This window comes from Paenibacillus sp. OAE614 (genome assembly GCF_040546645.1).
Taxonomy (GTDB): Bacteria; Bacillota; Bacilli; order Paenibacillales; family Paenibacillaceae; genus Paenibacillus_AQ; species Paenibacillus_AQ favisporus.
Genome location: NZ_JBEPOD010000001.1, coordinates 1,288,997 through 1,315,515, shown reverse-complemented (window position 1 = coordinate 1,315,515; position 26,519 = coordinate 1,288,997). Strand labels below are relative to the sequence as shown.

Genomic DNA, 26,519 nt, shown 5'->3' with positions numbered 1-26,519 from the left:
AGTGAGGAGTCGATCCAATGGAACAATCTTTAAAAGGTCAACGTGCCATTATTATGGGCGGAACATCGGGAATGGGGCTGGCATCAGCCCGGTTGTTGGTCGAAATGGGTGCTGACGTCGTCGTCACGGGACGGGATCAGGCCAAGTTGGAGACCGCTCTTCAGCATCTGGGTCCGGGTGCGAAAGGAGAGCAGCTCAATGCAGCTTCTTATGAAGATCTAAAATCTTTCTATGAACGTCAAGGAAGCTTTGATCACCTGGTCATTGCCGTTTCGGGGGCTAAAGGTGGCGGAAACTTCCGTGAGCTCTCGCTCGATGAATTGCGCAAAGGGTTCGATGCCAAGTTTTGGCCGCAAGTGATGTCTGCCCAGCTCAGCCTGAATACGTTGAGCGACAACGGTTCGATCACCTTCCTTACATCGATATCGGCCCGTTCCTACGCGCCCGGCAATGCCGGACTCACCGCGATTAACGCCGCCTTGGAGTCTATGGTTCCCATATTGGCACAAGAGCTGGCACCTGTACGCGTTAACGCCATATCTCCTGGCGTCGTAGATACGCCTTGGTGGAATTGGCTGCCGGAAGATCAAAAAAACGCTGCGCATGATTTTTACAAGGAGAAATCCCCGGTTAACAGAATAGGCCAGCCGGAGGATATCGCCAAAGCGGTCCGTTACTTAATCGATAACACGTTTGTGACCGGAACCGTGCTTGAGGTGGACGGCGGGCTTCGACTTCGGTAGCACCGAACCCTTTCTGCGGGAATTATGGGTATTTCTTATGAGCGCTGAACAGGCTGCCGTTAAGAAGCGGCAGCCTAAATCATAACTCTCGAAGCACAAATAAGTTTCGTGCTGTGTGTATTCTCTGCAATTCTAAGGGAGGAGTAGCCGCTCCATTCCAATATCTACTCCTTAAACTGCGATTGGGGCTTCATAAATGATTTTTGAACGTTTAAAAGAACTCATCAATCAACGACATTCCTTTCGTGATCCGCATCCGACTATCCTGCAAAAAGTCGCGGGTCCAACCGTCTGGTTCACGTAAATCCCAGCTCCGGTGCATCCCGACGAATACAATGATTTCACGCAGTATAAGGAAGAGCGGCAGTTGGTCTTTCCAGCCATCAGGCATAGTACGTCCATCCTCGGTATAGCCACGCACGAAATGTTTAACGAAAAGTTCATATTGCGCTTTCCGCTCGGATTTCGAATCCTCCCCATAAACATACAGCAAATAATAAAGCTGGACGGCGATGTCTTCGACATACCAGCTGTACTGGCATTCGTCGAAGTCGAAAAGTATGATTCCTCCAGCTTCATCCACCATAAAATTCCCGACATTAATATCCCCGTGGATCAAACCGAATTGATCCTCTGAAGCTGGCAGGACAGCCAGCTGTGCTTTAAGCTCATCCAGGGCGTGAAGTATCGGTTGATGCTCTGAGGGCAGCACATTTTGGGCTTGCAAGAGGTATTCATTAGACTTCCAAGTATGTCTTCTGAGTGTTGGCTTATAACGCTTCGACAGTTCGTGAAGACGGCCGGTGATGCGTCCGCATTGTTCATAAAGCATGGCATTTCCTAAACACTCCGGGTACCCAATCTTGCGACCAACCGCGTGCTTGAATGACGTCACGTAGAAATCAATGGCATTTCCTTGCACCTGTTCGATGTCTTTCCCGTCCATTGAAGATACCGGTTCTGAAACAGAAAGTCCATTCGCCGAAAGATAACGAATCCATTCGATCTCAGCTGCAAGTCCTTTCCATGTGCGAAGCGTGCTCGGGGTGAAACGGAGGATATATTTTGAATCGCCCTTCATGTAGGAATAAATAAAGTTCTGAAAGCCTCCGATGAAAGTCAGCTCCTCTGGGCTAACGCCAAACCGGGCAGCACCTTCTGCGGCATGCTCGTTCAGGAACATTAATTTTACTTGGGGGTCCATGATTTCTCCTTGTAAATATAAAGTTTCATAAGAAAATAGGGAAAACGCTAGAACTTTATCTTAAAGGTTATTACTCCTCAAACTGTAAGGTGAATACGAGCGCCCATTCCGTTTGGCTTAACGATTCCGTTGAAAGATCCGATGTACGGATGGTATTGGAACTTGTGGCTTGCATGCCAAACACATGCACGGCCTGATCGGGCGTAAACGAACGCGGCTCCGCATCCTGAATCAATCCTCGAGCCGTCAGCTTTTTGTCCCAAGGAATCTGAAATGTGGTTAGGTCTGTTCCCGAGCGATTAACAATGCCTACCTTAATACTTGCGGACTCGTCCTTCTCCCCCATGAATACCGTGTCAATGGATATGATCACTTCTATTTCGTTATTCTTCTGCTCTTCAGGACTGTAAAACACATCCCCTATCCAGCCTATAGAATCTACTCTCTGACCGTTCTTCCAAATGTCTATGTCCAAATTAGCGTTTGGCTTGCTCCCTTCATATTTCAGCTTAAATGCACCGGACATCGCCCCGACGAATGGCTGAAACTTGGCTGCCTCACCCTTGAACAAATCAACGGGCACCAGCTCTATTTTGGCAGGGCTAGAATCCCTCTCAGGTGACGTCGTTTCCTTACTCTCTGCAAAACATCCCGTTAAGACGAATAAGATGATCAATATGCATGCTTTTAAGCGCATGTTACCTCCCCAAAGATGATCTCATAATTCCAAATTGTACCATACAGTGCGTTATAAAATGATGTTATCCGGAACGGTTAGCGAAAAAAAGCAGCCGATCGTTGGGATCCGCTGCTTTGATCTGCTTCATAGTTTTGGGTGGGTCACATTTCACACCGTTCATAACGTCCACGATTTTGACGCCGGTCCGTACAGATCATACATCGAAACCGGGATGCCAAGCTGCTTCATATAGGTAAACATTTGGCCGCGGTGGTGATAGATATGCGTCGTAATCTCGATCAACCATTTGATCTGAACGGACGGCTGGTGCTTGGCAAAAAAAGGGGCGGTCGATTTGTACATCAGATCTGCCTCATCCAAGTTGTTCATGTAGTCTTTTAACGCTGCGACTCCGCGATGCATGACCTCTGACAGGGCGGCTGCGTCTTTCACATGCATAACGGACATGACCAGACTTCTAACCTGCTCCATGGGCTGTTCCTGCAAAATGGCCAGTTCTTGCTCGGGGACCTGGACAAGATGGCGGGCAAGCTCGATTAAGCTCCGCATGTTCTCGCGCGGACGATATTCCCAGTGCTCCTCCTCAATTATGGCAAGCAGCGAGGCAGTTGTCGTGAGCGCAAGCTCCATCTCTTCAAACAGCAAATCCTTGATGCGGGATACTTCCGGATTCATCTCTCTCATCCTTTCTTCGGGGCAGAGGATCATTACGAGCATGAATATAACACCTAAATAAGTCAGAACTTGGCTTATTTTATGTGATAATATGGAAGACAAATATGTGGCGAGGGATGAGCGTGTATTGATCAAATCACAGCGCCTGATTCAATTAATGATGGTGATTAACGCCAAAAGGTCGTTTACGGTCAGAGAGCTTGCCGACGAGTTCGGCTTGTCTCCGCGGACGATTACCCGGGATTTGCAGGAACTGAGCGAAGTTGGGTTTCCGATCTATTCCGTGCAGGGGCGCGGCGGCGGTTACCGGCTGCTTCAAGAAAGGATGCTTCCGCCGATTGCCTTTTCAGAGAACGAAGCGGTCGCCGTATTTTTTGCCTGCCAATCCCTGCAGTACTTTGGTTCCGTTCCCTTTGACGAGAGTGCGGCTTCGGCGATTCATAAGTTTTATCACTACTTGCCTGCCGATGCGAAGGAACAGATCGACCGGCTGCGGAATCGGGTGGTCATCTGGAATCCTCATCGGACGATGTCCGCCGACTCCCTCCAGACCCTGTTGCGAGCGATCATGAACGACAGCGTCGTCACCATTTCGTATAAATCAGGCGATGGCGTCACACAAAGAGATATTCAGCCCGTCGGCCTCTATGCGAGCGAAGGATACTGGTATTGTCCGGCCTATTGCTTCCTCCGCCAGACCTATCGGCTTTTCCGTGCAGACCGAATCAGCTCGGCAAGCTTGAACGATACCTTTCATGACTGGCAGGATCTGAGCGAACGATCGGTATTTGATTGGATCACACCGGATTTGTCCCGCTTCGATCAGCAGTGCGATTTGATCGTCGAATTAACAGAAGAAGGAGTACGTTCGCTTGATACCAACGTCTGGTTCAGTGCTCACATAGCAGTTCATGAAGATGGAAGTGGTACTTTACGCATGCGGATTCCCGTTCAGAAAATCGAATTTTTTACAGATTTGATTTGGCCCTTAGGGGGAGAAGCAAAAATCGTGGAGCCTATTGAGGCTGTAGCTTATATCCGGCAAAAAATAGAAACGATCACAAAATGCTATTTTTGATCCCATGAGTTAAAAGAAGGCAGCCGTTCGCACCGACCGGATACCTTCTTTTCCTGATTAAGTAGGGACACTTCATTCATCTGTCGACGGTTGCACCCATGACGGCTGCTTTTACATAGGGCTGACCCTGCAATGCTTTCAGGCTTTCGGCCGTTCCCGTCACGACAACGCCAAAGAGATGCACGTCACTTGTTTCCGGGTGTTCCTTATCCTTGCGCAAATAATCGTAAATCCGCTTAAATTCCTGCTTATATTTTCGATTGTGATGCACTCCGTATTCCAGTGCGCTAAGAAAATCCTTTTCAGAAACATCATTACTATCCGGATGAACGCCAAAACCGTATACGCTGCTCGCCCAGTCGGGAAACGGATCAACAACGGATCCATCAGGCATTTTAGAGGCTATATATGGTTTCATATTCGAGTAAGTGTCAACCCAATACCACACGGGATGGACACCTGGCGGAAGCATCGCCTTGATCTGCTCTACCGAATAATTTTTATCAAAAGAAATGCCCATTTCAACCCGCTTCCGTCCATCCATGTCCTTCAGCTGCGGAAGCTCGTTAAGGTAGTTCGCGTATTTCACACTCGGAAGATAGAACAGCATCTCTCTCTCCCCATTATAGCGGTTATAGGGACGTGAATAATGAAATCCTTTGGCCTCCATATCTGGGTCCATAAGCGACAGGTCAGAATAGTCGCCGAAAAAGCGAGAAAAACTTCCCCAGGAGCTAAAATCGTAGTTTTCCTCCCCCCAGATGACCGGGACGCCCTCTACAACCTTATACGTCCGGTATTCAAGCGTACCATGAAGAAAGCCGTAGTTAATCTGGAAACCTAATATATACTGATTGGGACCACTGATCGCTTTAAGCATCTCAATGTCACGCATTGCATGTTCTTCGCTTCTGTACTGAAGCTGTAAATTCGCAAACCATCCTCCCGCAAGGATAAGCAGAGTTACAGCTAACGAGATACTTACGTTCCTTGCAATCGTTCTGCGGCGTGCCTTCCTGACAAGAGCCGACAGCTTCGCCCCATCATCAAAGCTGGATTCGTTATCGTTCATCATATAGTCCTCCATATTTTTTCTGAAATAGCTTGCGTGCCCGATATAAGTACGTCTTCACCTTCTCCTCACGAATGGCTATGAGTTCAGAGATTTCTTTATAGCTAAAACCCAGTTCGTATTTTAAAATAAGCAGCTGTTTATAGATCGGAGCCAGTTCTTCCATCACCTTTTCGATCTCTTCTCTCCGTTCCTTTCGCAGCAGGATTTCCTCTGGAATTTCACTGCCTTCCACCGTCGCCTCTTCCATCGAAATCTCGATTCGTTTGCGTTTTCGGAGCATATCGTAATATCGATTGAGTGCGACCCGATACAGCCACGCCGAAAACTTATCAGGCCCAATGGAATCAATATACAGGAGACCATTATATACGGCGTCCTGGACGATATCCTCTGCGTCAGCCCTGCTTGCCCCCAGGCGAATCAGGTACCGCTGAATCTGTTTCATTTTATCCTGCATTAGCAGCAGCATCTGCTTATCCACTTTCAACCTCCCTTCAAGCAGTACAACGTTTGGGTAGGTGCATATGTATACAAGCGCGGCAAAAAAGATTTTCCCTCTCGTAGAATCGGACCCATCGGTGAATCGCAACAGCCATGAATTAAACAAAAAAAAACAGCCGATCTTATCGATCAGCCGCCCGACTACTTATTTGTTTGTAAAGTTGAACACCTTTGCCGCCCCGATCTCAGCCCGCAATTCCTTGTCCTCTTCCGTGAACCTGTTGTTCGTATAACGTGCCAGGGTTTTTCTCCAAAAATGAATGGTCCTTGAATTCCTCTCTGTCGGAGTCGTGTAGATCAGCCATTTTCCCTGGAACCGGTTGAATATTTGGGTAATGGCCTCCTCGGCAACGCCCTGACCCCGGAAAGGCTGCAGTATAAAATATTCGTTCACCAAAAAGTCGCTGTCATCCTCCACATAAGGCGGCGTGGCAATCAATGCGAATCCTGCGGGCACTTCGTCGACCCGAATCAAAAAAGGAAAGAGATGCTCCTCTTTTTCCCACCAAATATCAAACTCGGGCATTTGCTGCTGAAGCGTTTGAAAGGCATCACTGTCTTCAAAAACGCCATACCGATTGGGAAGCACGTTACGGATCCCTGCTAAATCGTGAAGATACAGGGGGTAGAGATTGTAGATGATCAATTGCGTATCTCGCCTGCTTAATTCAACCGTTATTTCCGCCATGTCGGATCCTCCTCAAAGAGCCTTTTATCTTTTACCGTAAAGTATACCGGCTGGCGCTTTGAAACAATATGCATAGAATACACATAACCGTTTAGGATACAAAAAGGGGCTCGCGCTGGTTTGATCACACGCAAGCCCCTACCATTATTTTTTCTGGTATACGATCTTTCGGATCGTTTCTTCAGCGAGGCAATAGGACTGGGAGAGCTGCTCCACACCAATTCCTTTACGGAACGATTGCCTGATCTCTAGATTGCGTTTCCGCAGATAGTCCCGCTGTCCCGAAAGCTGGCCCCATTTTTTGCGGCCATCCTCGCGAGAAGGAATATAGATCGTCCTGCCTTGGACGTATTTTTGAATTTCCTGAAGCAGCTGTTCAGGTAAAATGCCGCTCGCAGATACATATTTCATTGGCTTCGCCCTTTCATCTAAGTGAGTTGCAGATGGTAAGGTAGCAAAGCCTGTATGACAAACATCCTGCTAATGAATTGAAAATGATGCGGTTAATAGATAAAGCTCCATGCAAAACAACCGCCGCTGTTTGTCATATAGACTCTGCATGGAGCAAAGATGTAAACTTTGCATCGGGTAAGCTTTTGGATTCAGTAGGTCTTGAGCCGGCATCATCGCGATATTCCTCTCTTTCGGTTATTCATCCGCCTAGTAGTTTCCACATGATGATTGTGAATTCCTTTTTATCATTAGAAGGAAAGACTCCTATTTCAATCCCACAAAATCGTATCCGTCGTAATATAGGCCGCACCCGCCTCCTCAAACGGCTGCGAAATCTTCCGCTCGTTTACGGTCCAGATCGACACGTCAACGCCGGCCTTGCTGCAGTTTTGCACGTCATCCGGCGTCGCCGAATGATAGTCGTAATCCAGAAAAGCAGGCTGCAGCCGGCCGATGAGCTCAAGGTCTGCTTCGCTTGGCGGCTTCGCCGATAAAAAGCCGAGCGGCACCGCCGGATCGATGGCACGCACCTTCAACAGATCGTTGGCATTGAAACAGATAAAGCTCATTTGTCCCATCATGCCGGAGCCGCGGACCAGCTCAACGAGCCTTTCCAGATCGCGATCCTGGTGGTATTCCTCGATCTCGACGAATGCGTGCATGCCGTATTTGACGCATACGGACAATACTTCCTCCATTGCCGGGATTTGCAGGCCGGAATAATCATTGATCCCGTTTCCGGAGGTGATGCCCAGCTCGCGGATCTCGGCAAACGAGAAATCCTTCGTCCTCCCCGTTCCGTTCGTCATCCGGTCGACGGTACGGTCATGATGGACAATCCAGCGGCCGTCCGTCGTGCAGTAAGTATCGCATTCGATGCCCCAGAATCCCGATCGGCCCGCCAGCTCAAAAGCCGCGATGGTATTCTCAGGCGCCTGCATACTAAGCCCCCGATGGGCTACATACTTCGGTTGCTGATTCACCTGTCTTCACCCCATGATCCGAATTTTTGTTGCTGTCCTCATCCTTTAATCGAACCGAGCATAACCCCTTTGTTAAAGTATTTTTGCAAAAAGGGGAATATGATCAGCAGCGGCAGCGCCGTTAACATGATCGCCGCCATTTTGGCTGCAGGCGTATATTGATACAATACATTGGACGCATTGGAGATGGTAGGGTCATCCTCAACGAGCATTTGCCGTAAAAATACCTGCAGCGGCATAAGCTTCGCATCGTTTAAATATATAATAGCGGAAAAATACGTATTCCAGTTGCTCACCAGATAAAACAACGTAAAGGTCGCAATGACTGGCATAGACAACGGCACGATGATTGATAGAAACAGGCGCCACTCTCCGCCCCCGTCGATCCGGGCCGACTCCTCCAGCTCAAGCGGCATGGACTGAAAAAAGCTTCTCATCACAATGACGTTGAATGCGGCAATCGCCGAGCTAAGCCAGATTGCCCAGAAGCTGTCCAATAGATGGAGCGATCGGACGACCAAATAAGTCGGAATCATGCCTCCTGAGAACAGCATCGTGAAAAATACCATAAAATTCATTGAATTCCGGAATTTCAACCACCGCTTGGATAAACCGTAGGCCATAAGGGAGGTCAGCACGATATTCAGCGCCGTCCCTCCCAAGCTGATGATCACTGCATTCCGGAATGCAAGGGTAAAGCCCGGATGGGCCAGTAAATACAAATAACCGTCCAGGGTAAACTGCTTCGGAATGACGAAGAATCCCCTCGTTAAATACTCATACTCCGTTGAGAAAGAAACCGCAAGCACGTAGAACATTGGAAAAATCGCGATTGCGGCCGCCAGGAAGAGCATGAAATAAACGAGACACGTGAAGAACAGATCGGTGCCTTTTGCCTGCCGCATTTAAAACACTCCTTCCTGGCCGAATCTTTTGGCGAGCCGGTTCACACCCCATACCAATACCAAACCGACCACGGATTTAAATAAACCGACGGCCGTCGAATAGCTGTAGTTGCCTTCGATCAGACCCTTTTTGTATATAAAAGTCTCAAACACCTCGGACACCCCTTGGTTCATCGGGTTTTGCAGCAGGAAAATATGCTCGAAGCCGAGGTCCATCATGTGCCCGAACCGCAAAATAAACATGACGACGATGACGCCCCGCAAGCCGGGCAGCGTAATATGCCACACCTGACGCCACCGGTTCGCCCCGTCCATCATAGCCGCTTCGTACAGCGTAGGGTCGATGCCCGACAGGGCGGCCAGGAAAATAATCGCTCCCCACCCGGCCCCCTGCCAAATGTTTTGTAACAGCCACACCCACCGGAAGTAGCGAGGATCCGTTATCAGTTCAATCGGGCCCAGCCCCCAGTCCTCCAATAGCTGATTGATGCCTCCGGAACCTGTAGCGAAGAGCACGATCGTAATACCGACGATCACGACCCAGGATATAAAATTGGGCGCATACAGAATGGTTTGGACCGCCGTCTTGATCCGTCTGGCTCTCACTTCATTCAGCAGCAGGGCGACGAGGATCGGGGCCGGGAAAAAGAACAGCACATCCAGCAGATTGAGCAGCAGCGTGTTTTTGAGAAGCAGCAGGAAGTCGCCTTCGGCAAATAATCTGCGGAAGTAATGAAGACCTACCCATTCGCTCCCCGTTATTCCCTTGAAGGGACTATACTTCATAAAGGCGATCGAGATCCCGAACATCGGGATATATTTGAAAATGATAAAATAGAGCAGACCCGGCAGGATCATGAGATAGATGGGAAATGCCCTCTTCCAGTACGCTTTCATGTCTTCAACCCTCCAACTCGCTGTAAAGCCAGCCCGGAAATAAACGGCCCCAGGCGGCCGCAGCCGCCCGGGACCTTCAGGCGAACGTTATGGATTCGCCGTGTATGCGGCATTTACTTCCTCGATAATCTGGTCTCCGCCGCTGCTCTTCCATTCTTTGATCGCTTCATCGATGCTCTCTACCGGCTTTTTGCCTGCGATAATTTCAATGACGGTTTTGTGGAAGCTTTCGTCGAGTGCCGTCCCTTTCTCCAAGTACGTATTGGACGAGAACAGATAGGCGTCGGACGCGTTCTTATACGGATACTTGCCAGCGTTATCAATGGATTGCTCCATCTCTTTAGCCCATGTGGGATCGCTCCACTTGTAGGTGTTGAACGTATTGGAATTGTTCCGCAATACCCAGTTCCACAAGAGGCTTTGCCGCCCTTCGCCTTCGGCCTTCAATTCATCGGTCATTTCATAGGCTCCGCTGCTGTTTTTCTTGTAATGGATATTTTCAATCCCGTTCTTCAAGATGTCTTCCCCTTCCGGCGATACCCACCAGTCAAACAACTGCAGGATGCGGTCCCGCTTCTCGGCATCCACGTCCTTGCTCAGGACGACCTTGATTGTTCCGCTCGTTGGCGTCGACGTTCCCCGCATCCCGTCCTTGCCCATCGGCGGCGCCAGCTCCACAAATTTGGCTCCAGGAGCAATCGTCTGCAGCTGCTGATTGGTTTGCTGGCTGAACTGGTAATGCATGTCGGCAAAGCCCACTTTGCCTTGCGCGTACTTCTCGTTGAAGTTCGTGTTCGTAACAAAGTCTTTGTCGAGCACGGCTTCCTTGTATGCACGGCTCATAAAGGTCAAGAAAGCCTTCCATTCGTCCGATTGGACCTGCATCGGAATCAGCTTACCGTTCTCCTCCTTCCAGCCATTCGCGAGCCCAAATGGCGCGAACAGCTCCGGCATGCCCAGCAGGCTTGCATTGCCCAGCGCCGAGAATCCAAACGTATCGTTCTTCCCGTTGCCGTCCGGATCCTGAGTCGTGAAAGCTTTGGCGATATCATAAAATTGGTCGATGGTGAATGTATCAGGGGACGGTACGGGAATGCCCAGCTTATCCAGCCAGTCCTTGCGGACGTAAATGGTATTTTGGGCTGTGGCGTAGATCGGAATGCCGAAGATTTGGTCCTTCGGGTTCAGCAGCGCCCATTCTTCCGGTTTCGCGATGCTTTGCAAATGAGGATATTGGGCTAACTGAGGCTTTAAGTCCTGAAATACGCCCTCCTCCACCCATTTCAAATACTGGCTTGGACTATCGATCCGCATAACGTCGGGCAGTTTGCCGGACGCCGCAATCACGTTCAGCTTTTCGTAAAAATTCGCATTCGGCACCCATTGAATTTGCAGGTCCACATTGAATTTGTCATCGATGTACTTGATGATCGGATGATTGTTGTCCGGCCAGCCCCCGCCTTTCCATGATGCAATCATCATGTCAATTTTGATTTTCTTCGGCTTGTCCTTGTCTCCGTTCGTTCCAGATGCGGTACCCATATCCTCCGATCCCGCGGATGAACATCCAACGGCCGCTAAAAATACGAGACTCATAACCAGTATGATTGAGAGCATTCGTTTCACTTCAGGTGACCTCCATTACCCATTGGATTTTGTCCTCTTCCATTTCAATATATCTTGCTGACAGGGGTCACTTTTTCACAAAATGACGATCTTTTTATCCAAATTTCCGATCATGGATTTATCTTTTTCGGGAATTTCAGCGTGACGACGCTTCCTTTACCCGGTATTGACTGTACGCGGACGCCGTAAGCTGAACCGTATTTCAGCACCATTCGGGCATGAACGTTAATGATTCCAACCGATTCCTCTTGGGCGAACGGCTCTGACTGCTGCTCTACCAGCTCCATTCGATGCATGATCCGCTCCAGGTCTTCCTCGGGGAACCCATTCCCGTTATCCGTAACGTCAATGACGAGGTCGCCCTCTCTCTCATAGGCTTCCACCGTAATTTGGGCATGGCCGTTTTTGGGTTCAACCGCGTACTTCACGCTGTTCTCCACGATCGGCTGCAGCGACAGCTTGATCATGCGGCAGTCCATGCAGGACTCAGGCACCGATATGCTGCTGTGAAAATGATCAAAGCGGATATGAATGATATCCAGATAATTGTGCAGATTCTGCAGTTCATCCCGCAGCAGCACTTCCGATCCGGGCATTTTCGAGGTATACCGGTAGACGCCCGCCAGGCGGGTCGCCATTTTTTCTATGGTCGGCACCTTCTCTATAAAAGCGATGCTCTTGATAATTTCCAGCGTATTGTACAGCAAATGAGGATTGATCTGGTTCTGAAGCGCCTGAATATGCGCATCCCTTTGCCGCAGCTGCAGCTTCATCTCATTGATCTCCAGACGATGGACGGTGTGGATGAGCTCATTCAGTCTGGACGTCATCTGATTAAAGCTCCCGTTCAGCTGCTGTATTTCGTCCCTGCCGGGAACCACGATCGCACTGACCTTGGTATCGCCTGTCTCCACGCGCTTCATCAGATTCCGCAGGTGAAGAATGGGCTGGACCACTTGCCCGACCATCCTGGGGATAAAGAACAGCGATAACACAATGATGCCCGTCATCACCCACAACGTAGCTTTGCGGGCGAAGTCCAGGCCGCTGGCCATCTCGTGCATAGGCACGGAGGCGACCATATTCCAGCCGGTCACTTCCGAGCGGTTGCCGGACATCAGAATTTTTTCCCCGTTTCGTTCGATGACGGCATCTTGCTTCCCAAGAGGAAGGACGCCCAGAGCTGTGTTCTCCACGTGCCGGCCCGCCAAACTCACGTCCGGGTGATACACGATTTCTCCGCTCGAATCGACGATAAAAAAATACCCTGTTTTCCCGAGCCTCGTCTGTCCAAGAATATCCTGGACTTCTGTAATCGATAAAGCGATATTCAGATTGCCGACGAGCTTAAGCGAATTCGGATCAAATACAGGGACGATGAGCGTAATATAAGGGTATGCGGGCACAACCGCATCTTCATGGCGGTAATAGGAGGGAACGATTTTTAATTGATCGGACAAGGGGCCCACCATCCAGGGCGAGGATTCAATCATCGGATGGCTCAGGGAGTGATCTTTCGAATAAATCAGCCGGCCGTCCAGCGAACGGAGAACGATGCCCAGGACGTTGGAGTAATTGATCGCAATATATTTCGACATGATGCCTTCGACCAGCGCTTCCTGTTCCCGGTTGAAATTCTCGCCGCTGATGAGCCATTTCTGAAGAAGACCGCTCTCCGGATTGTCGCCAAGCAGCGAATTCGAGGGCAATGGACCAGCAATCGAAGCGTAGGTCGATTGGGCCATTTGCGTAAAATACCTGTCCAGCTGATGATTGATTCTTGCGGTTGAGTCCTGGGCAATCGTGTAGAAATCATCCTTGGCCGATTCCGTGTAGTAGTAGGATGTGAAGATCGCCATCAGTGCAATGGACACAAAGCTCACCGACAGCACCAGTCCGAGGATCTTCGTCTTGAAGGAGAAGCGGTAATGCCAGTGGCTCCATTTCATGATCCCATCCTCTTTCTGTATTCGAGGGGCGCCACCCCGGCAAGTGCTTTGAATACCCGCGTAAAATAAGGCGTAGACGAGTAGCCGACGATTTCCGCAATTTCGGATACGGCGTATGAGGTCGTTCGGAGCAGCTTTTTGGCCTCATCAACGCGCAAACGGTTGACGTAGCTGACAAGCGAGCTGCCCGTATGCTTTTTGAACAGTGCGCTGAAATGGGAGACGCTGAAATTTGTCAGGTTCGCCATGTCTGTGAGCGACAAGTTCTTTTTATAATTGGCGTCGATATACCGGCACGACTCGGCAATGGCCGCGGGCATGCTCGTTTTCGGTGCTCCCGGGAATCCAAGGTACCACTTTTCCAGCAGCGTCATGTAATATTTCAGGGTGGACGCATCATCGCCTGACTGATATTTCGGAACGTCCGTGAAGTCCAGGCCGAATTCATTCATCAGGTTCTTCAGCTTGTGCTCTATCATATTCAGCAGTCCGACCCGGGCATTTCTGTTCAGCAGATGCAGCCTTAAGATGGACTCGATGAATTGGCGCTGCTTTTGCATCACGACATCGACCGCCAAGCCCTGGCTGTTATCCAGCAAAGACTGAAACTTGACGATGTAATCGTTCAGGTCCTTTAGCGACTCCAGCTTCTCCTTCGATCGGTTTAATGCCTCGGTCAGCGTTTCAAACTCTACCGGCTTTAGCAAATAGTCCGATACGCCATACGTCATCGCCCTCTGGGCATATTGAAAATTGTCGTATCCGCTAATAATGACCGATACGAGCGGAATGCGATGCTCAGCTATTCTTTTGATCAGAGATAACCCGTCCAGTTCAGGCATCATAATATCGGTGATCACGAGCATGGGCCATACTTCTTGAATCATGCTCCACGCTTCTTCCCCGTTACTGCATTCTCCGACGACCTCGAATTCCTCCCCGGCCGTCTTCACCATCTGGACGATTCCTTTTAATACCCACGGTTCATTTTCGGCGATCAGAACGGTGTACATTTTGCGCTAAACCTCCATTGTTGGCCATTATCCAGGATGCTTGGGATGTCCTTTCTGGCATCTTTAAAAAAACCATTCGTGAACGAATGGTTTATTCCTGCTTCTTGACGGCCGGGTAATTGCACCCATTCCATGCTACAATATCCGGTATATAACAAAAGAAGGCGAGGAGGCAGTAGACTGTTATGAATGTAAGGCTGGCAGAACGAATCATCGAAAAATGGGCATCGGCGAATGCCGGTGTGATCGGTCTAGATCCTAATCATATCCAGGCTTCATACATCTATAATCCCGGTGGCTTCGGCAATTTGTCTCTCCGCTTGTCGGACGGCCGCACGCGGCTTCACGTTAAGCTGGCTCCGCCTGATCGGAGCGAGCGGCTGCAGCAGTGGGCGGGCGTCAGCGATTATCTTGCCGAACACTACGCCGCACCCAAGCTGGTCCACAGGATTGAAAGCGAGATCGTAGAAGGGTATCCGTACGGCCTTGTGTTCGAATACATCGAGGATGCGGTCCCGCTGGCGGAAGCGGCAAATCCGGAAGCTATTCTGACGAGCGTCATCGAGACCGCCTCCAGGCTGCATCGCGACGGCATTCTTCGCGGAATGCTGCCTGAAGCCGAAGCCCGCACTTATGCGGATGCATTTGAAGACGAGTACATATCCAGATTTACGGAAGACTTGGAAGGAATCCGCGGATCCCGGGAGCTGCTGCGGGACTTCGTGTCGGATGAGACCATTTCGTGGTTTGGAGAAGAGATCGAAAGGCTGAGGGAAACTGTCCGGCAGACCCCTGCTTTCGGGCTCCCTGCGCGCGATGTGGTTCATAACGATCTAAACGGAAACAACGTGCTGGCTTGCGGCAAGGGAGGCTTTCGGATCATCGACTGGGACGATCTTTCCGGCCAGGGAGATGCGGCGATGGACTATTCGGTTATGTTATGGCCGCTAAGGCATGGCCCATCATGGCCGGTTTGGAGGGAACGTGTTCTGGCGGCGGCAGGAGATGCGGTTGCCGAGCGGCTTGAGCTGTATTTTCGTGCAAAACTGCTGGACGACGTCATTGACGTACTGGCCGATTACGTCGAGTCGGAGGAGGACCCGAAACATCGGGAAGAGGCCCAGCGCAAGGCCAAAGCGGTCCATCTCCGCTCGTATCCGCAGTATCTCGCCCAGTATGGAGCTGGATAAGCAGGTAGCGTTAGAGGTGGAAACGAATTGCTGTTCTTGAATACGGAGAACACATCATAAAACTCTTTCCAACCGCCTTGATAGACAGGTAGGAAAGAGTTTTTTCACGATGTACAGACTGCGTTTATTTCCGGGCAACCAGCCGCATCAGCATGTCGACCTTCGGAATTCGATATACGCCGCTTCCATTCGAATTGATGACCATTACGCCGGAGAGGACAGATAAGTAACAAGCGATGAGTTCCCGGGGATCTCCTTCCACCAATTCCCCTGCCTGCTGCCCCTCCTTGAATAACGGAAGCAGTATATCGACAGAGGAATCCATGGAATATTCCTGTTGAAGCTGCTTGACTTGCTCGGGCACGCCGTCGGACGTGATCGACTGGTGAATCAGCATGAAATACGGCGCGCCGCCTTCATTTAGGATTTCAGCCGTTAACGCCTTGATTCTCTCGAGCGGCGTTCCCGGCATGTCATAGATACTGCGCAGCGCCGCTTCCGATTCGGCCATCGCCTCCTGAACGAGCGACGTGAACAATTCGTCTTTGGATTTAAAATAATGGTACAGCAGCCCGTTGCTGATGCCTGCCGTCTCCGCGATCATACTCATCTTTGCGCTGAGGATGCCTTTGCGGGCAAACACCTGAAGCGCTGCCGCCTTGATTTGTTCTTTTCGTTCATCGCGTATTTGGTGCAATTGCTCTTCGTTTAATGGTGCCAATGTCAAGTACCCCTTTACCGGAAGCTACCGTTTTTCTACCAGTATATCAAATCCATCTTGGCTATCGCTATGGTCTTACCAGCTCGAACGGCGATTCCGGGAACCACGGAAGTATTTCTTCGAGAATCGTTTCCACAGGTTGGCCGTTGTTCACCGTAAGACCGGAGAGCAGCTTCCTGCCTTCATCCGAAGCGGTTAACACTTGGACAGCTGTCTCAGGATTGAAAATGTTACGGGGGGATACCGCTAACGTATTAACCGCCCAATAGAGTCCATAGAACTTCCAATCGGGTTTGCTGACCGCATACCTCAGGAACAGCTCCATATATTCCCGGCTAAAGGCGTTCCCCTTCCCCGAATCCGCCCCTTCGTATTCGACCCCCTCCCATCTGAGATCGGCTGTACAGTTCAGCCAGAACGCCGGCTCGATGGCCTCCTTGATTCGGCGGAGTACGCCATGCTCCCAATCCGGCCGCTTCTCGGCGCGCTGTTCCCGCAGACAGGCTTCCAGGATTTCGACAGAGATGGCAGCAACGGTCATGCCCTGGCCGAAGATCGGGTCATAGATGCAGTAAGCATCTCCCAGGACCAGCAAGCCTTGCGGCCACTGCGGCATCTGTTCGAATCGATGGCAGTACAATTCCGGAACGCGGAAAGGTCTGGGTGACGCCATCGGTTCGAAATCGCGGACGAGTTCTGCGATCTTCGGGCTCGGAAGCTGCTCCAAGGCGCTCTCGAATTCGGCGGCATCCGTCGGAGGGTAATTCCCGCCCGGACGGGCGAGCAGCACTTCAGCCGTTTCGTTTTCGATAAAGGAGAAGACGCTCGTAAACGTACCGCTCGCAGGCTGCCCTTGAATGTTGATGACGTCCCATTGATCGATCAAATGAGTCAGTTGCGGCGGCACTTTATAGCGGCGGGTGCTGTACCCGAGCGAAACTTTCAACAGATCCGGCTTGGGAACCTCGTAGCCCAGGTCCGTAAGCCAGCCCGACAGCTTTGAAGATCGCCCGCTCGTATCAATAACCAGGTCGGCCATCAGGGCTTTCTCTTTGCCTGACTGCTCGCGGTCTCTGGCTTGCACCCCTAGTACCTCGGATCCGTCAGGGCTCGTTAACAACCCCGTCACCTGGTGTTTCGTCAGAAATTTCACGTTGGAAATGGCTGCCGTCCGCTGGCGGATGACCCACTCCAGAAGCGCTCTGCTGAATTTAAGATCATCCCGGTCGTACTTCATTTCCAGGGTGCCGTACTGGTTCATGAAATACGCGTTTTTGTTCAGTGAAGACGGGCAGCCGTTCGCGATCATATCCTGCTCGTATCCAGGAAAGAGCCGTTCGATGACCGCTTTCCCCCGCGCCGTAAAGCGATGCGGATGGAATGCCTGCGGCGTTCCCGGCCGGACGTCCGGCCCTGCCGGATAGGCATCATTTTCGACGATCAGTACCTCTTTGAAATGTTCCGAGAGCACGCGTGCGGTCATGAGTCCCGCCATACCTCCACCGATGACGATGGCCTTGCTTGTGTTCGCCTTGGTAACCATAAAATGATTCCTCCCAGTTTTGGATTGACTCATTCAGTCAACAATATTCCAAAAAAATATGAAGTTATTAATTTAGATTGACTCAGTCAGTCAATGTCATTATGCGGTGATTAACAGTTATTGTCAACCCCTTTTTTCAGGCGTCAGCATTTGCCTCTTCAGACACTTTCGGGCACAACAAAACGGCGGCCGACGAAGACTTGAAGAATAGCAGTCTATCCCTGCGGCAGCCGTTGTTTAACCATGCTTTCCGTTACATTTCAATATGAACGTGAAACCTGTCATTTTGGATCACTTCTGCGGCAGTCTCGGCCGGATCCTTTTGATTCGTACCCACAAGATAATCCGCATTGACTGCTGCTGACTTCAGTTTATTTAGCAAAAACAGCGACCGGTCCAGTGAATGTATATCCCCTCTCTTACGGAGCCGCTCCGCTATCGTTTCTTCGTCTGCGTGCAGTACCGCATATTTGAGCTGTACGTTTAAATCCGCGATCTGCCGGCAGAACCACTCGAATTCATCTTCGACGACAAAGTCGATCACGACATGAAAACCACTTTGGATAAAGTTTCTGGTGACCGAAAGGATATTCATCCAAGCCAAGCTCAGACGTTCCTCCCATGTCGGGGAGGGCTCCGTCATCTGCATGTGGAGTAAATCGTCGCCCTCTATCAGCACACAGCGTTCCACGAGCCGAGCGAGCTCTTTCGACGTTGTCGATTTTCCGACCCCGAGTGGACCGGAGATCAGATAGATTTGCTTCGTATCACCGTTCATATGTAATCATCCTCCTCACTCTACAATAGCCATCAGCTGCGTCTTACCTGTCCGATCGGCCGGGTTCAGACTTCTGTAATATGCCAGAGAACGCCGGCGGGATCCAGCAGATGGATGGCCCGTCTGCCGTAAGGCTGGATTTCAGGAGGCTTGGCTTTCACGCCGTATTTTCCGAAGACACCGGAGTGTTGAAGGTGGCTCCACCACGCATCTAAATCCTGGACGCATAGCTCCAGCATATAGTTCATTTGCAATTCAGCGTTCTGATAGTTCTGTAAATGGAACTCCGTTTCGTCCATCCGGAAAATCGTCAGCTCATCGCTGGTGAAGATTTTTTCAAATCCCAAATCCTCATAGAACTGCACAGCAAGCGGGTAATCCTCACCGGACGGAACAAAAGGCCTTAGCTTCAGCGCTTTCATCGTCATCATCTCCTTAACAAGAGTTATTAAAAACGCCCCACGGCATCATTATATCAGCCGCAGGGCGTAATCCAATGAGTATTATATTTTTATACTGATTATATGCCTATCTCAGCCAGCGATGCCGGTCCAAATGGATCATCGAGCGTGTCACCCGAGCTCAATAGCCAGGCAGTGGGCATGATTTGTCGGCCTATGCTCCGGAAGGGAAACCACCAGAGCTCCGTAAGGCTGTTCGAACGGTACATCGCCCACACCCAGCAGCCGCACGGACTTTACTTTGTCAGCCGGGCTCAACGTACGAATGACGGCCAGACGATCCTCCGGCCACCGCATTTGGAAGGCGTAGAGAATATTCCCCTTCTGCGTAAATCGGTAATCTGCCGCTGTCCATTCCACTTTGTTTTCGGTGAAATGGTCAATGACCACCTGTGAAGGGCCTTCGCCTGACACGCGGAATGGGCGGGTGCCAAATATTCCTTCTCCGCAGACTCGAATCCACTCGGCCATCTCCCTAAGGATATGCGTGCACTCGTCGTCGATCGTACCATCCGGCTTCTGCGGAATATTCAAGAGAAGATTGCCGTTTTTAGAAACGATATCGACCAGGATTTCGATGACATGCCCCGGCTTTTTATACACAGACCTCACATTATAGAACCAGTCTCCTACGCATGTGTCGGTCTGCCACGGTTCGGGCTTAATGTCAGGCTCTTGGCTCCGCTCGATATCCAGCACGCCTATCGTGTATATTTCCTTGCGCCGATCCTTCTGGTTATAGACCGCACGGTTCACGCCGCCATGAATCGCCGCGCTCGTATTATACAGGTGTGCGACAGCGCGTAGTCCAGCCTCGTAAGCGGGATCATCCAGAGACAGCTCCGGCTTTTCCCAGTAGCCTGGTGTGAACGGCAGCCCGCCGTCCGAGTACAGCAGATCCGGCTGATACTTATCAATGATTTCCTTGATCACGGAAAACCAGTGACGATGCCACCATGGATTGGATGTATACCAAGGCGCAATCGAATCAACCTGTATCCTGCCATGATGGTGTTCCTTATTGGGCAGATACAAATCCTCGTTCGCCGGATCGTTCCCATCGTAAGGAATGCCGGCATATGGCCCCTCCTTATCGCTGCCTTTATTCCAATGGAACCAGCTGAATGTGGCGCCGAGATGCTCCGTTAGGCCAAAAGGCAGCCCACGCCGTGCGGCGGCATCCTTCCACAGAGCGACAATATCTTTTTTGGGTCCCATATTGACCGAGTTCCAGCGATGGATGCTAGAATCATAATTGAAGAAGTTATCATGGTGCATCGCCTGCGCCACGAAATATTTGGCCCCGGCTGCCGTGTATAAGTCCATTAATGCATCCGGGTCAAACGCCTCCGCTTTCCACAGCTGCACAAGATCTTTATAGCCAAATTTCGATGGGTGCCCGTAGTGACGGACATGGTATCGGTATTGTTCCGAACCTTCGATGTAGATGTTCCGTGCATACCAGTCTCCGTACATCGGTACGGACTGGGCGCCCCAGTGCGACCAAATCCCGAACTTGGCGTCCCGGAACCACTCCGGACATTCGAATTGGCGGAGGGACTCAAAGGTAGGTTGGTAGGGGCCAGCGGCGATTTCGTTCCAGTTCATCGGTATTGCCTCCTTTGCTCGAATCAGGAATTGATTTTATCCTAGCAATCCTCATGCCATGAATGAATACAGAATCCTAACCTTCTGTTGGATAAAATTATCTACTCTATATAGAACGGGGAATATATATATGGGCAACCAATCACTAGCAAGGCTGTATATGGAAAATCTGGACGTACGGGTCACATCGATGGGTTATAACCAGGTATGGACGGATTGGCGGGAGCTCGACTATACGCCGGACTTTAACAAGTTTTATTTGATCTGTGACGGGGAGGGATGGCTGAAAATCGGCGATTCGGAATTTAGACCAAAACCCGGACAATGGTTTCTTATGCCTCATGGCGTGAAGCAGTCCTATTCTTACACTTCGGGCCCCAGATACACGAAATATTGGTGCCATTTTACGGCTCGGATTGGAGACCGCAATCTCTTTGACCTGATTCAAACCCCACTGTATGTGGACACAAAAAATGACAGCGAAGCGATCCGGCTGTTCCGCGAATTGCTCGACAGCGATGCTGCGGCTTCCATTAGCGGTCCGCTGCTTGTGAAATCAGCCATGCTAAGATTGGTTTCTTATTATATTGAGCATACGGTTTCCTCTGAGGTCAGCCTCCATCGTTCGACGGAGCCCGAACCTCTCGAACAGGTGATTTCGTATATTCAGAGCAGCTACCGTCACAACCTGACCATTACGGACTTGGCAGAAAAGGCTCATTTGCATCCCAACTATTTCATCCGTGTATTTAAACGCCAGTTCGGGATTTCCCCGATCCAATACATCAAGAAAAGAAGGCTGGAGGAAGCAAAACTGCTGCTTGTGACGACGAACCTCCCGTTATCTGAAATCGGCGACCGGATCGGAATATCCGATATCTCCTACTTATCCAGGATTTTCAAGGAATCGACCGGCTTCTCGCCGACCGCATACCGGATGACCTTCAACTCCCATCAAACGGTATCGCCTTAATTAAAAGCTGGTGCAGCTGCCGTTAACACGAAAAAAAATGGTGCTTGTACAAGCACCATTCCAATGAAAAACATGCCTTGCCTAAAGAGTCAAGCCCACTGTCTTCAGCACTTCCGAATAAGACGGTTTGGGCTGATGCTTCGCATCAAATAAGAATGGCCAATTCTTTCGCCCCCGTACAGGGAAATGGTCCAGCCAGGTATAATCATCGGCAGCGCCCCAAAAAGTGACGGAAGTGATATATTCGCTGTATTCCTGGAATAACCGGAAAAATTGACCGTAACGTTCCGCTTGATGAGCCAGCATCTCTTCCGTCGGAGCCGTGAGGTCGGTCCGCCGGTCATCGAACGCAAACATCGAAACGTCCAGCTCCGTAATATGCAGCTTCACGCCCAAACTGGCGTATTTCTCGATCGCCACGCGGATATTATCCAGCGACGGGTGATACAGGCTCCAGTGCGCCTGAAGCCCGATGCCATGGATCGGCACCCCCTGCTCGAGCAGCGATTTGACGAGCGTGTAGATTTTCTCGCTTTTCACCGGATCGGCTTCGTTGTAATCATTGTAGAACAGCAGCGCCTCCGGATCGGCTTCATGGGCATACTCAAACGCCTTGGCGATGAAATCCTCGCCGATAATATCGAGCCACTTCGAAGGCCGCAGCAGTTCGCTGCCGCTGTCGGATACCGCTTCGTTCACCACGTCCCAAGCATAGAGTTCTCCCCGGTAACGGGATACGACCGTGTTGATATGAGATTTCATGCGGGCCAGCAGCGTCACCCGATCCGTTTGGCTGCCGTCTTCATTTTCAAACACCCATGCCGGCGTCTGATTGTGCCACACCAGCGTATGGCCCCTTACTCCCATGCCGCTGGCTTTAGCCAGGGCCACCATACGGTCTGCCGCCTCAAACGTATACCGGTCCTCCGCAGGATGCAACCTTTCGAATTTCATTTCATTTTCGGCAGTCACGCTGTTGAAATGCTCGATAAGCAAATCACGCTGCGAGTCCAACGTCACCGGATTGACAGCGGCCCCGATCAAAAACTGTTCTTTAAACGCTTCGCGCAATCTCATCATACCTATCCCCTCCTAGAGAAGTTCTACACGCCAATGCTTCATGAAAGACACCTTCATCCCAAAGTGTAAGCCTCCTCATGATCACGCAACAACCTGCCGTTGACCGTGTCCTCACCCGGCAAAGTATGGTTGTCTTTGACCAGACCTTGCGACTTTCAAAATAACATCCAGCTCAAATGAGGACATTCCCAGAGGAACATCCCCATTGCATAAGGAGCGAACGGAAGTCGGGTTATTTCAGGACCTGGTATTGAAAATCGGAAAAATCCGCCGTCCCTCCGACCTCCCGGGTGGAAAACAAAAACAGACCGATGCGGCATCCCATAAAATGGTCCAGCTTATATACCATCTTGTGCGTAATCCCGAGCTGCCTCCAAACCGCGCCATCCCGGTAATAAAACATGCACTCATCCGCATTGTTCACGAAATTGCCGATCGTCTTAAGTGTGACGACGTTTCCGGAAACGGGGATTCTGGCGAGTTCGGTCCCGGGCTCTTCGTCGACCAGTTTGCCGAATATGGAGCGGTCTTTGGCCTCTCTGGCCAGCATCACCAGGTAGGACCGGCCGGCCTCCTTGGTCAGGGCGATCAAGCCGTACGTACCGATCAAAAAGCATAAGCCTGCATAATCGCCATCCTTCAGCCCGCTGCCGTCCAGCGTGACCGTTACTTCGCATGCCGGTCCCATGGCGCGCTGCGTCAGCGTATTGACCGCGAACGTCAAATTAGGGCTGATCTTGCCGGATGTGACCCGGTAGACTCCCGGTTTGTCCGTTACGGACCATAATGCATCGTCAGGCGTATGATTCCACTGCCAAACATCCTTCAGGCGTACTTTGCCGTCTTCGTCCGGCGTGTAATCAAAGTCGTCGCTTCCAACCAAAGGCTTGTAGGTATACCCCGGTCTTGTGCTTGGCAGCTCGATCATTGGGGGTGCTGCTTTGGCGAATACCAGAAAACCGTTCTCAAAGCGCAGCGGAACAAGCACCGGGATCCGGCCGACGGCGCCGTGATCCTGAAACAGCACAGCCACCCATTTCCCGTCCGGCGTATCCACGATGCCGCCCTGCGCTACGCCTGAATTGAAATACCCCATATCGTCATTAAAAACCTCTCCGCCCGTAAATTCGCCCTCCAGGGAATCCGCTGCAAAGCAGGCCTGCGTTCGGCGCCCTGAAGCCTTCGAAATATGGATAAAGAAAGCATAATACCTGCCGTCGATCTTATAAAAGTGGGCACCCTCGTACCCGAGATGATACGGCTCCCGTTCTTTCACGATAACGCGGTTCAGCCCGCCGGGTTTGGGACCGGAAAGATCCTCCTTCAATTCGAGCAGGTGAATCTCGGCATTCCCGTAAATCAGATACTTCCGGCCATCATCGTCAAACAGCAGGGAGCAGTCGTGATAAAAACCCTCGATGTATTGCTTCGTCCATGGACCGGTTACACTATCTGCCGTGTACAAGTAAGTCCGGCGGGTATCGTTCGCCACGAAAATGACGTAGAATTTACCCTTGTGGTAACGAAAAGATGGCGCCCACATGCCCTGGCCGTAAATATGTTGGCCGTCTTCGAGCCGCTGTGCGGGCGTATTGTCCAGTACGTCGTACACATGTGAAGCCACCTCCCATTGAATCAGGTCGTATGATCGCAGAATGACGCAGCCCGGCATCATGTGCATCGTCGTGCTCACCATATAGTAGGTATCCTCTACCCGGATCACGTCAATATCCGGATAATCGGCCCATATAATCGGATTTGGATACATGTTCTCTCTGCCCCTTCCTAATCGCGTTGTACAATAATTTCGATCGACACCTCGGCCAAAGCCGGATTTAAATCCCTTTCTTCCGTTAAATCAAGCACCGGATATCCGTCCATGCCGAAATGAACGCGGCGGATTCCGGAGCCTCTTGGCCCCTCTACTCCCGGCCGGGCATGGTATACGTTCCAAGTGACGCCATCGTCATCGGTAATATAAGAATTATGGCCCGGACCGTATTCGCCCGGGACGCTTCTCGACGTCAGCAGCGGATAATTGCCCTTCGTCCAGCTGCCTGGATCCATCAGGTCCGCATTCGCGTCGGCGGTCAGCAGGCCTACACAATAAGTAGCGTCTACCGCCGCGCTCGAGAAGGTTAGATAAATCCTGCCGTCCCGGATCAAAGCAAACGGCCCTTCATCGACAAAGGTATGGTTATTGGCCCAGCCAAAGTCCGGCTTGGTCAGCAGCACCGGATCGCTCGTCAGCCTCCACGGCTCCTTCGGATCCAATTTCGCGATATAAACCCAGGCGCCAAGATCTACAGGCACGAACTGCCGCTCCGACCAAGCCGCGTAACAATCCCCGTTCACCTGGATGACGGTCATGTCCAGGGAGATCACCTTGCCCGCCTCGCATAACTCGGTACCGTCTTTCCTAACGACGCGCCGGGGCATTGACCAGTCAGCGGCGCAAGTGGGGTCCCCACCCTCGCGCAGCTTCATCACGTGGCACTCTTCATAGAAAAATTCGCCTGTCGTTGCCGCATGAAAAATGTACAGCCCGTCCTCGATAATATGGAACTCGGGCGCCCATAACAGCCCTTTAATGTGATCATAGGTTTGTGTATCCAAAATTAAAGACTCGCCGGCCTGAACAAGACCGGATATCGTCTCTGCTTCCCGGATATACAAAGTTCGGTTGCCGTCGGCGTCGTTGGTCGCAATGAAATAATACTTGCCGTTCCATTTCGCGATGCAAGGGTCCGCCCGGTTCGGCGCGATCGGAAACGCATAATGCTCCTGACGAACCCTTCCCTTTACCCGATAGGTTCCCGCCTGATCCCAGCGAACCGCTGCCGTATCCCAGTCCACGGCTTTGGGAGCCATGGTGCCGTCACTGTATACCGCGGTCGCTTTGAGCGCTTTCAAATCCTCGGCCGATGCCGCCTTGATGCCATCCGGAACTTCAATGGCGACATTCTCGGGAACCGTAAGCCGGCATACGAGGCGTTGTGCCGTTTCCCGCGGAACGCGGATCACGTTACGGGGCTGGACGCCTTCAATGTCGGCCGATACGGCTTCGAGAGTAAACGCCTCCGCTTTTTCCGGAGTCCCGGCGCCAGCCAAATCATAAAGGTCCTGAATCTTATTTTGGTAGCTGCCGCCCTTCCCGTCGCTCCAGCGGATGACGTATGCCTGGCTTGATTCATCGTACTCGCAAGCGACGTCATGGGCGTAAACATCGCTCTTCAAATCGACAAGCCCGATTTCTTGATACTGCAGCAAATCGTTGGAAGTAAAGAACAGCACCGCCCCTCGGCTCTCTTCATCCTGCTGTCCATCCGCGACCGTCCGCACGGCAACGACACCGAATTTTCCGTCGGCCATGTGGAAGAGGTACGGATTTTTCAGGCTTTTGGCCCGGAGCGTCCCGTTTTCATGGTTCGTTGCCTTCGCGAACAGGACGCCTGAATTATGGTTCAAGGCTTGGAAGTCCCTGCCGTTCTCGCTATAGGCAAGATGCATGCTGTACGCCAGTCTAGGTGCATAGATGATGTCCTCCTGCGGAGTGCGGGTATAGCATAGTACTTTGATAAATTCGCTTTTCAATATCATGGCATGCCTCACCTTTATTGATCATTTCAAATACGGATTTGCTAACGGAGTAACGCCATTTCTGATTATTCTATT

The 26,519-nt window shown here is 51.0% G+C and carries 25 protein-coding genes; 4 read left to right on the top strand and 21 right to left on the bottom strand.

The window, feature by feature from the left end:
- Positions 1 to 17 precede the first annotated feature (17 nt).
- Positions 18 to 743, top strand: a complete 726-nt coding sequence (locus ABIE48_RS06515) for an SDR family oxidoreductase (RefSeq protein WP_192715023.1) — start codon at positions 18 to 20, stop codon at positions 741 to 743.
- A 211-nt stretch (positions 744 to 954) separates the two neighbouring features.
- Here the strand turns inward: ABIE48_RS06515 and ABIE48_RS06510 are convergent, their stop codons facing one another.
- The 3 genes from ABIE48_RS06510 to ABIE48_RS06500 all read right to left on the bottom strand — a co-directional run bounded on the left by ABIE48_RS06510 (position 955) and on the right by ABIE48_RS06500 (position 3,364).
- Positions 955 to 1,947, bottom strand: coding sequence for a phosphotransferase enzyme family protein (locus tag ABIE48_RS06510; protein WP_192715024.1), 993 nt, complete (start codon positions 1,945 to 1,947; stop codon positions 955 to 957).
- Between the two features lie 70 nt (positions 1,948 to 2,017).
- The gene (locus ABIE48_RS06505) at positions 2,018 to 2,644 is read right to left on the bottom strand and encodes a hypothetical protein (protein WP_145024743.1); all 627 of its coding nucleotides are present in this window, start codon (positions 2,642 to 2,644) and stop codon (positions 2,018 to 2,020) included.
- Positions 2,645 to 2,803: 159 nt separating this feature from the next.
- Positions 2,804 to 3,364: a DinB family protein gene (locus ABIE48_RS06500; protein ID WP_260869379.1), complete on the bottom strand. Its 561-nt coding sequence runs from the start codon at positions 3,362 to 3,364 to the stop codon at positions 2,804 to 2,806.
- An 85-nt stretch (positions 3,365 to 3,449) separates the two neighbouring features.
- Between ABIE48_RS06500 and ABIE48_RS06495 the strand changes: the two genes are divergently transcribed.
- Positions 3,450 to 4,400: a helix-turn-helix transcriptional regulator gene (locus tag ABIE48_RS06495; protein WP_145024745.1), complete on the top strand. Its 951-nt coding sequence runs from the start codon at positions 3,450 to 3,452 to the stop codon at positions 4,398 to 4,400.
- A gap of 76 nt (positions 4,401 to 4,476) precedes the next feature.
- Here ABIE48_RS06495 and ABIE48_RS06490 read toward each other — a convergent pair whose 3' ends face one another.
- The 10 genes from ABIE48_RS06490 to ABIE48_RS06445 all read right to left on the bottom strand — a co-directional run bounded on the left by ABIE48_RS06490 (position 4,477) and on the right by ABIE48_RS06445 (position 14,490).
- Positions 4,477 to 5,472: an anti-sigma factor gene (locus ABIE48_RS06490; RefSeq protein WP_186325999.1), complete on the bottom strand. Its 996-nt coding sequence runs from the start codon at positions 5,470 to 5,472 to the stop codon at positions 4,477 to 4,479.
- Complete coding sequence (locus ABIE48_RS06485; RefSeq protein WP_354518537.1) at positions 5,462 to 5,956, bottom strand: RNA polymerase sigma factor; 495 nt, start codon at positions 5,954 to 5,956, stop codon at positions 5,462 to 5,464. The genes ABIE48_RS06490 and ABIE48_RS06485 overlap by 11 nt, the downstream gene beginning before the upstream one ends.
- Positions 5,957 to 6,121: 165 nt before the next feature.
- Positions 6,122 to 6,664 (bottom strand): GNAT family N-acetyltransferase, encoded by a 543-nt coding sequence (locus ABIE48_RS06480; RefSeq protein ID WP_192715025.1) that lies wholly within the window; start codon positions 6,662 to 6,664, stop codon positions 6,122 to 6,124.
- 144 nt (positions 6,665 to 6,808) lie between these two features.
- The gene (locus ABIE48_RS06475) at positions 6,809 to 7,075 is read right to left on the bottom strand and encodes a CD3324 family protein (protein ID WP_192715026.1); all 267 of its coding nucleotides are present in this window, start codon (positions 7,073 to 7,075) and stop codon (positions 6,809 to 6,811) included.
- A gap of 311 nt (positions 7,076 to 7,386) precedes the next feature.
- Entirely contained in the window at positions 7,387 to 8,100 is a 714-nt protein-coding gene (locus ABIE48_RS06470) for a glycerophosphodiester phosphodiesterase family protein (protein ID WP_192715027.1), read from the bottom strand.
- A 38-nt stretch (positions 8,101 to 8,138) separates the two neighbouring features.
- Positions 8,139 to 9,005 (bottom strand): carbohydrate ABC transporter permease, encoded by an 867-nt coding sequence (locus ABIE48_RS06465; protein ID WP_192715028.1) that lies wholly within the window; start codon positions 9,003 to 9,005, stop codon positions 8,139 to 8,141.
- On the bottom strand, positions 9,006 to 9,902 hold the full coding sequence (locus ABIE48_RS06460; protein ID WP_192715029.1) for an ABC transporter permease: 897 nt from the start codon (positions 9,900 to 9,902) through the stop codon (positions 9,006 to 9,008). It abuts the gene before it with no gap.
- Positions 9,903 to 9,989: 87 nt separating this feature from the next.
- The gene (locus tag ABIE48_RS06455) at positions 9,990 to 11,444 is read right to left on the bottom strand and encodes an extracellular solute-binding protein (protein ID WP_192715030.1); all 1,455 of its coding nucleotides are present in this window, start codon (positions 11,442 to 11,444) and stop codon (positions 9,990 to 9,992) included.
- 194 nt (positions 11,445 to 11,638) lie between these two features.
- A complete protein-coding gene (locus tag ABIE48_RS06450) occupies positions 11,639 to 13,477 on the bottom strand; it encodes a cache domain-containing sensor histidine kinase (protein ID WP_145024762.1) in 1,839 nt (612 codons plus the stop codon).
- Entirely contained in the window at positions 13,474 to 14,490 is a 1,017-nt protein-coding gene (locus ABIE48_RS06445) for a response regulator transcription factor (RefSeq protein WP_192715031.1), read from the bottom strand. The genes ABIE48_RS06450 and ABIE48_RS06445 overlap by 4 nt, the downstream gene beginning before the upstream one ends.
- A gap of 185 nt (positions 14,491 to 14,675) precedes the next feature.
- Here ABIE48_RS06445 and ABIE48_RS06440 point away from each other — a divergent pair, with 185 nt between their 5' ends.
- Positions 14,676 to 15,680 (top strand): aminoglycoside phosphotransferase family protein, encoded by a 1,005-nt coding sequence (locus ABIE48_RS06440; RefSeq protein ID WP_192715032.1) that lies wholly within the window; start codon positions 14,676 to 14,678, stop codon positions 15,678 to 15,680.
- A 124-nt stretch (positions 15,681 to 15,804) separates the two neighbouring features.
- Here the strand turns inward: ABIE48_RS06440 and ABIE48_RS06435 are convergent, their stop codons facing one another.
- The 5 genes from ABIE48_RS06435 to ABIE48_RS06415 all read right to left on the bottom strand — a co-directional run bounded on the left by ABIE48_RS06435 (position 15,805) and on the right by ABIE48_RS06415 (position 20,791).
- Positions 15,805 to 16,401, bottom strand: a complete 597-nt coding sequence (locus ABIE48_RS06435; RefSeq protein ID WP_145024768.1) for a TetR/AcrR family transcriptional regulator — start codon at positions 16,399 to 16,401, stop codon at positions 15,805 to 15,807.
- A 67-nt stretch (positions 16,402 to 16,468) separates the two neighbouring features.
- Positions 16,469 to 17,944, bottom strand: coding sequence for an FAD-dependent oxidoreductase (locus ABIE48_RS06430; RefSeq protein ID WP_354518532.1), 1,476 nt, complete (start codon positions 17,942 to 17,944; stop codon positions 16,469 to 16,471).
- Positions 17,945 to 18,197: 253 nt separating this feature from the next.
- Positions 18,198 to 18,722 carry a P-loop nucleotide/nucleoside kinase family protein gene (locus ABIE48_RS06425; protein WP_192715034.1) on the bottom strand — a complete coding sequence of 175 codons (525 nt, stop codon included), beginning with the start codon at positions 18,720 to 18,722 and terminating at the stop codon, positions 18,198 to 18,200.
- A gap of 65 nt (positions 18,723 to 18,787) precedes the next feature.
- Complete coding sequence (locus ABIE48_RS06420) at positions 18,788 to 19,144, bottom strand: VOC family protein (RefSeq protein WP_192715035.1); 357 nt, start codon at positions 19,142 to 19,144, stop codon at positions 18,788 to 18,790.
- Between the two features lie 150 nt (positions 19,145 to 19,294).
- Positions 19,295 to 20,791, bottom strand: a complete 1,497-nt coding sequence (locus ABIE48_RS06415; RefSeq protein WP_192715036.1) for an alpha-L-fucosidase — start codon at positions 20,789 to 20,791, stop codon at positions 19,295 to 19,297.
- Between the two features lie 130 nt (positions 20,792 to 20,921).
- On the opposite strand from ABIE48_RS06415, the gene ABIE48_RS06410 reads away from it, so the two are divergent.
- Entirely contained in the window at positions 20,922 to 21,764 is an 843-nt protein-coding gene (locus tag ABIE48_RS06410) for an AraC family transcriptional regulator (RefSeq protein WP_192715037.1), read from the top strand.
- Positions 21,765 to 21,845: 81 nt separating this feature from the next.
- Here the strand turns inward: ABIE48_RS06410 and ABIE48_RS06405 are convergent, their stop codons facing one another.
- The 3 genes from ABIE48_RS06405 to ABIE48_RS06395 form a co-directional block, all read right to left on the bottom strand.
- Positions 21,846 to 22,844 carry an endo-1,4-beta-xylanase gene (locus ABIE48_RS06405; protein WP_145024778.1) on the bottom strand — a complete coding sequence of 333 codons (999 nt, stop codon included), beginning with the start codon at positions 22,842 to 22,844 and terminating at the stop codon, positions 21,846 to 21,848.
- Positions 22,845 to 23,076: 232 nt separating this feature from the next.
- Positions 23,077 to 24,612, bottom strand: a complete 1,536-nt coding sequence (locus ABIE48_RS06400) for a glycoside hydrolase family 43 protein (protein WP_192715038.1) — start codon at positions 24,610 to 24,612, stop codon at positions 23,077 to 23,079.
- A gap of 17 nt (positions 24,613 to 24,629) precedes the next feature.
- On the bottom strand, positions 24,630 to 26,444 hold the full coding sequence (locus ABIE48_RS06395) for a family 43 glycosylhydrolase (protein ID WP_145024782.1): 1,815 nt from the start codon (positions 26,442 to 26,444) through the stop codon (positions 24,630 to 24,632).
- Positions 26,445 to 26,519 lie beyond the last annotated feature (75 nt).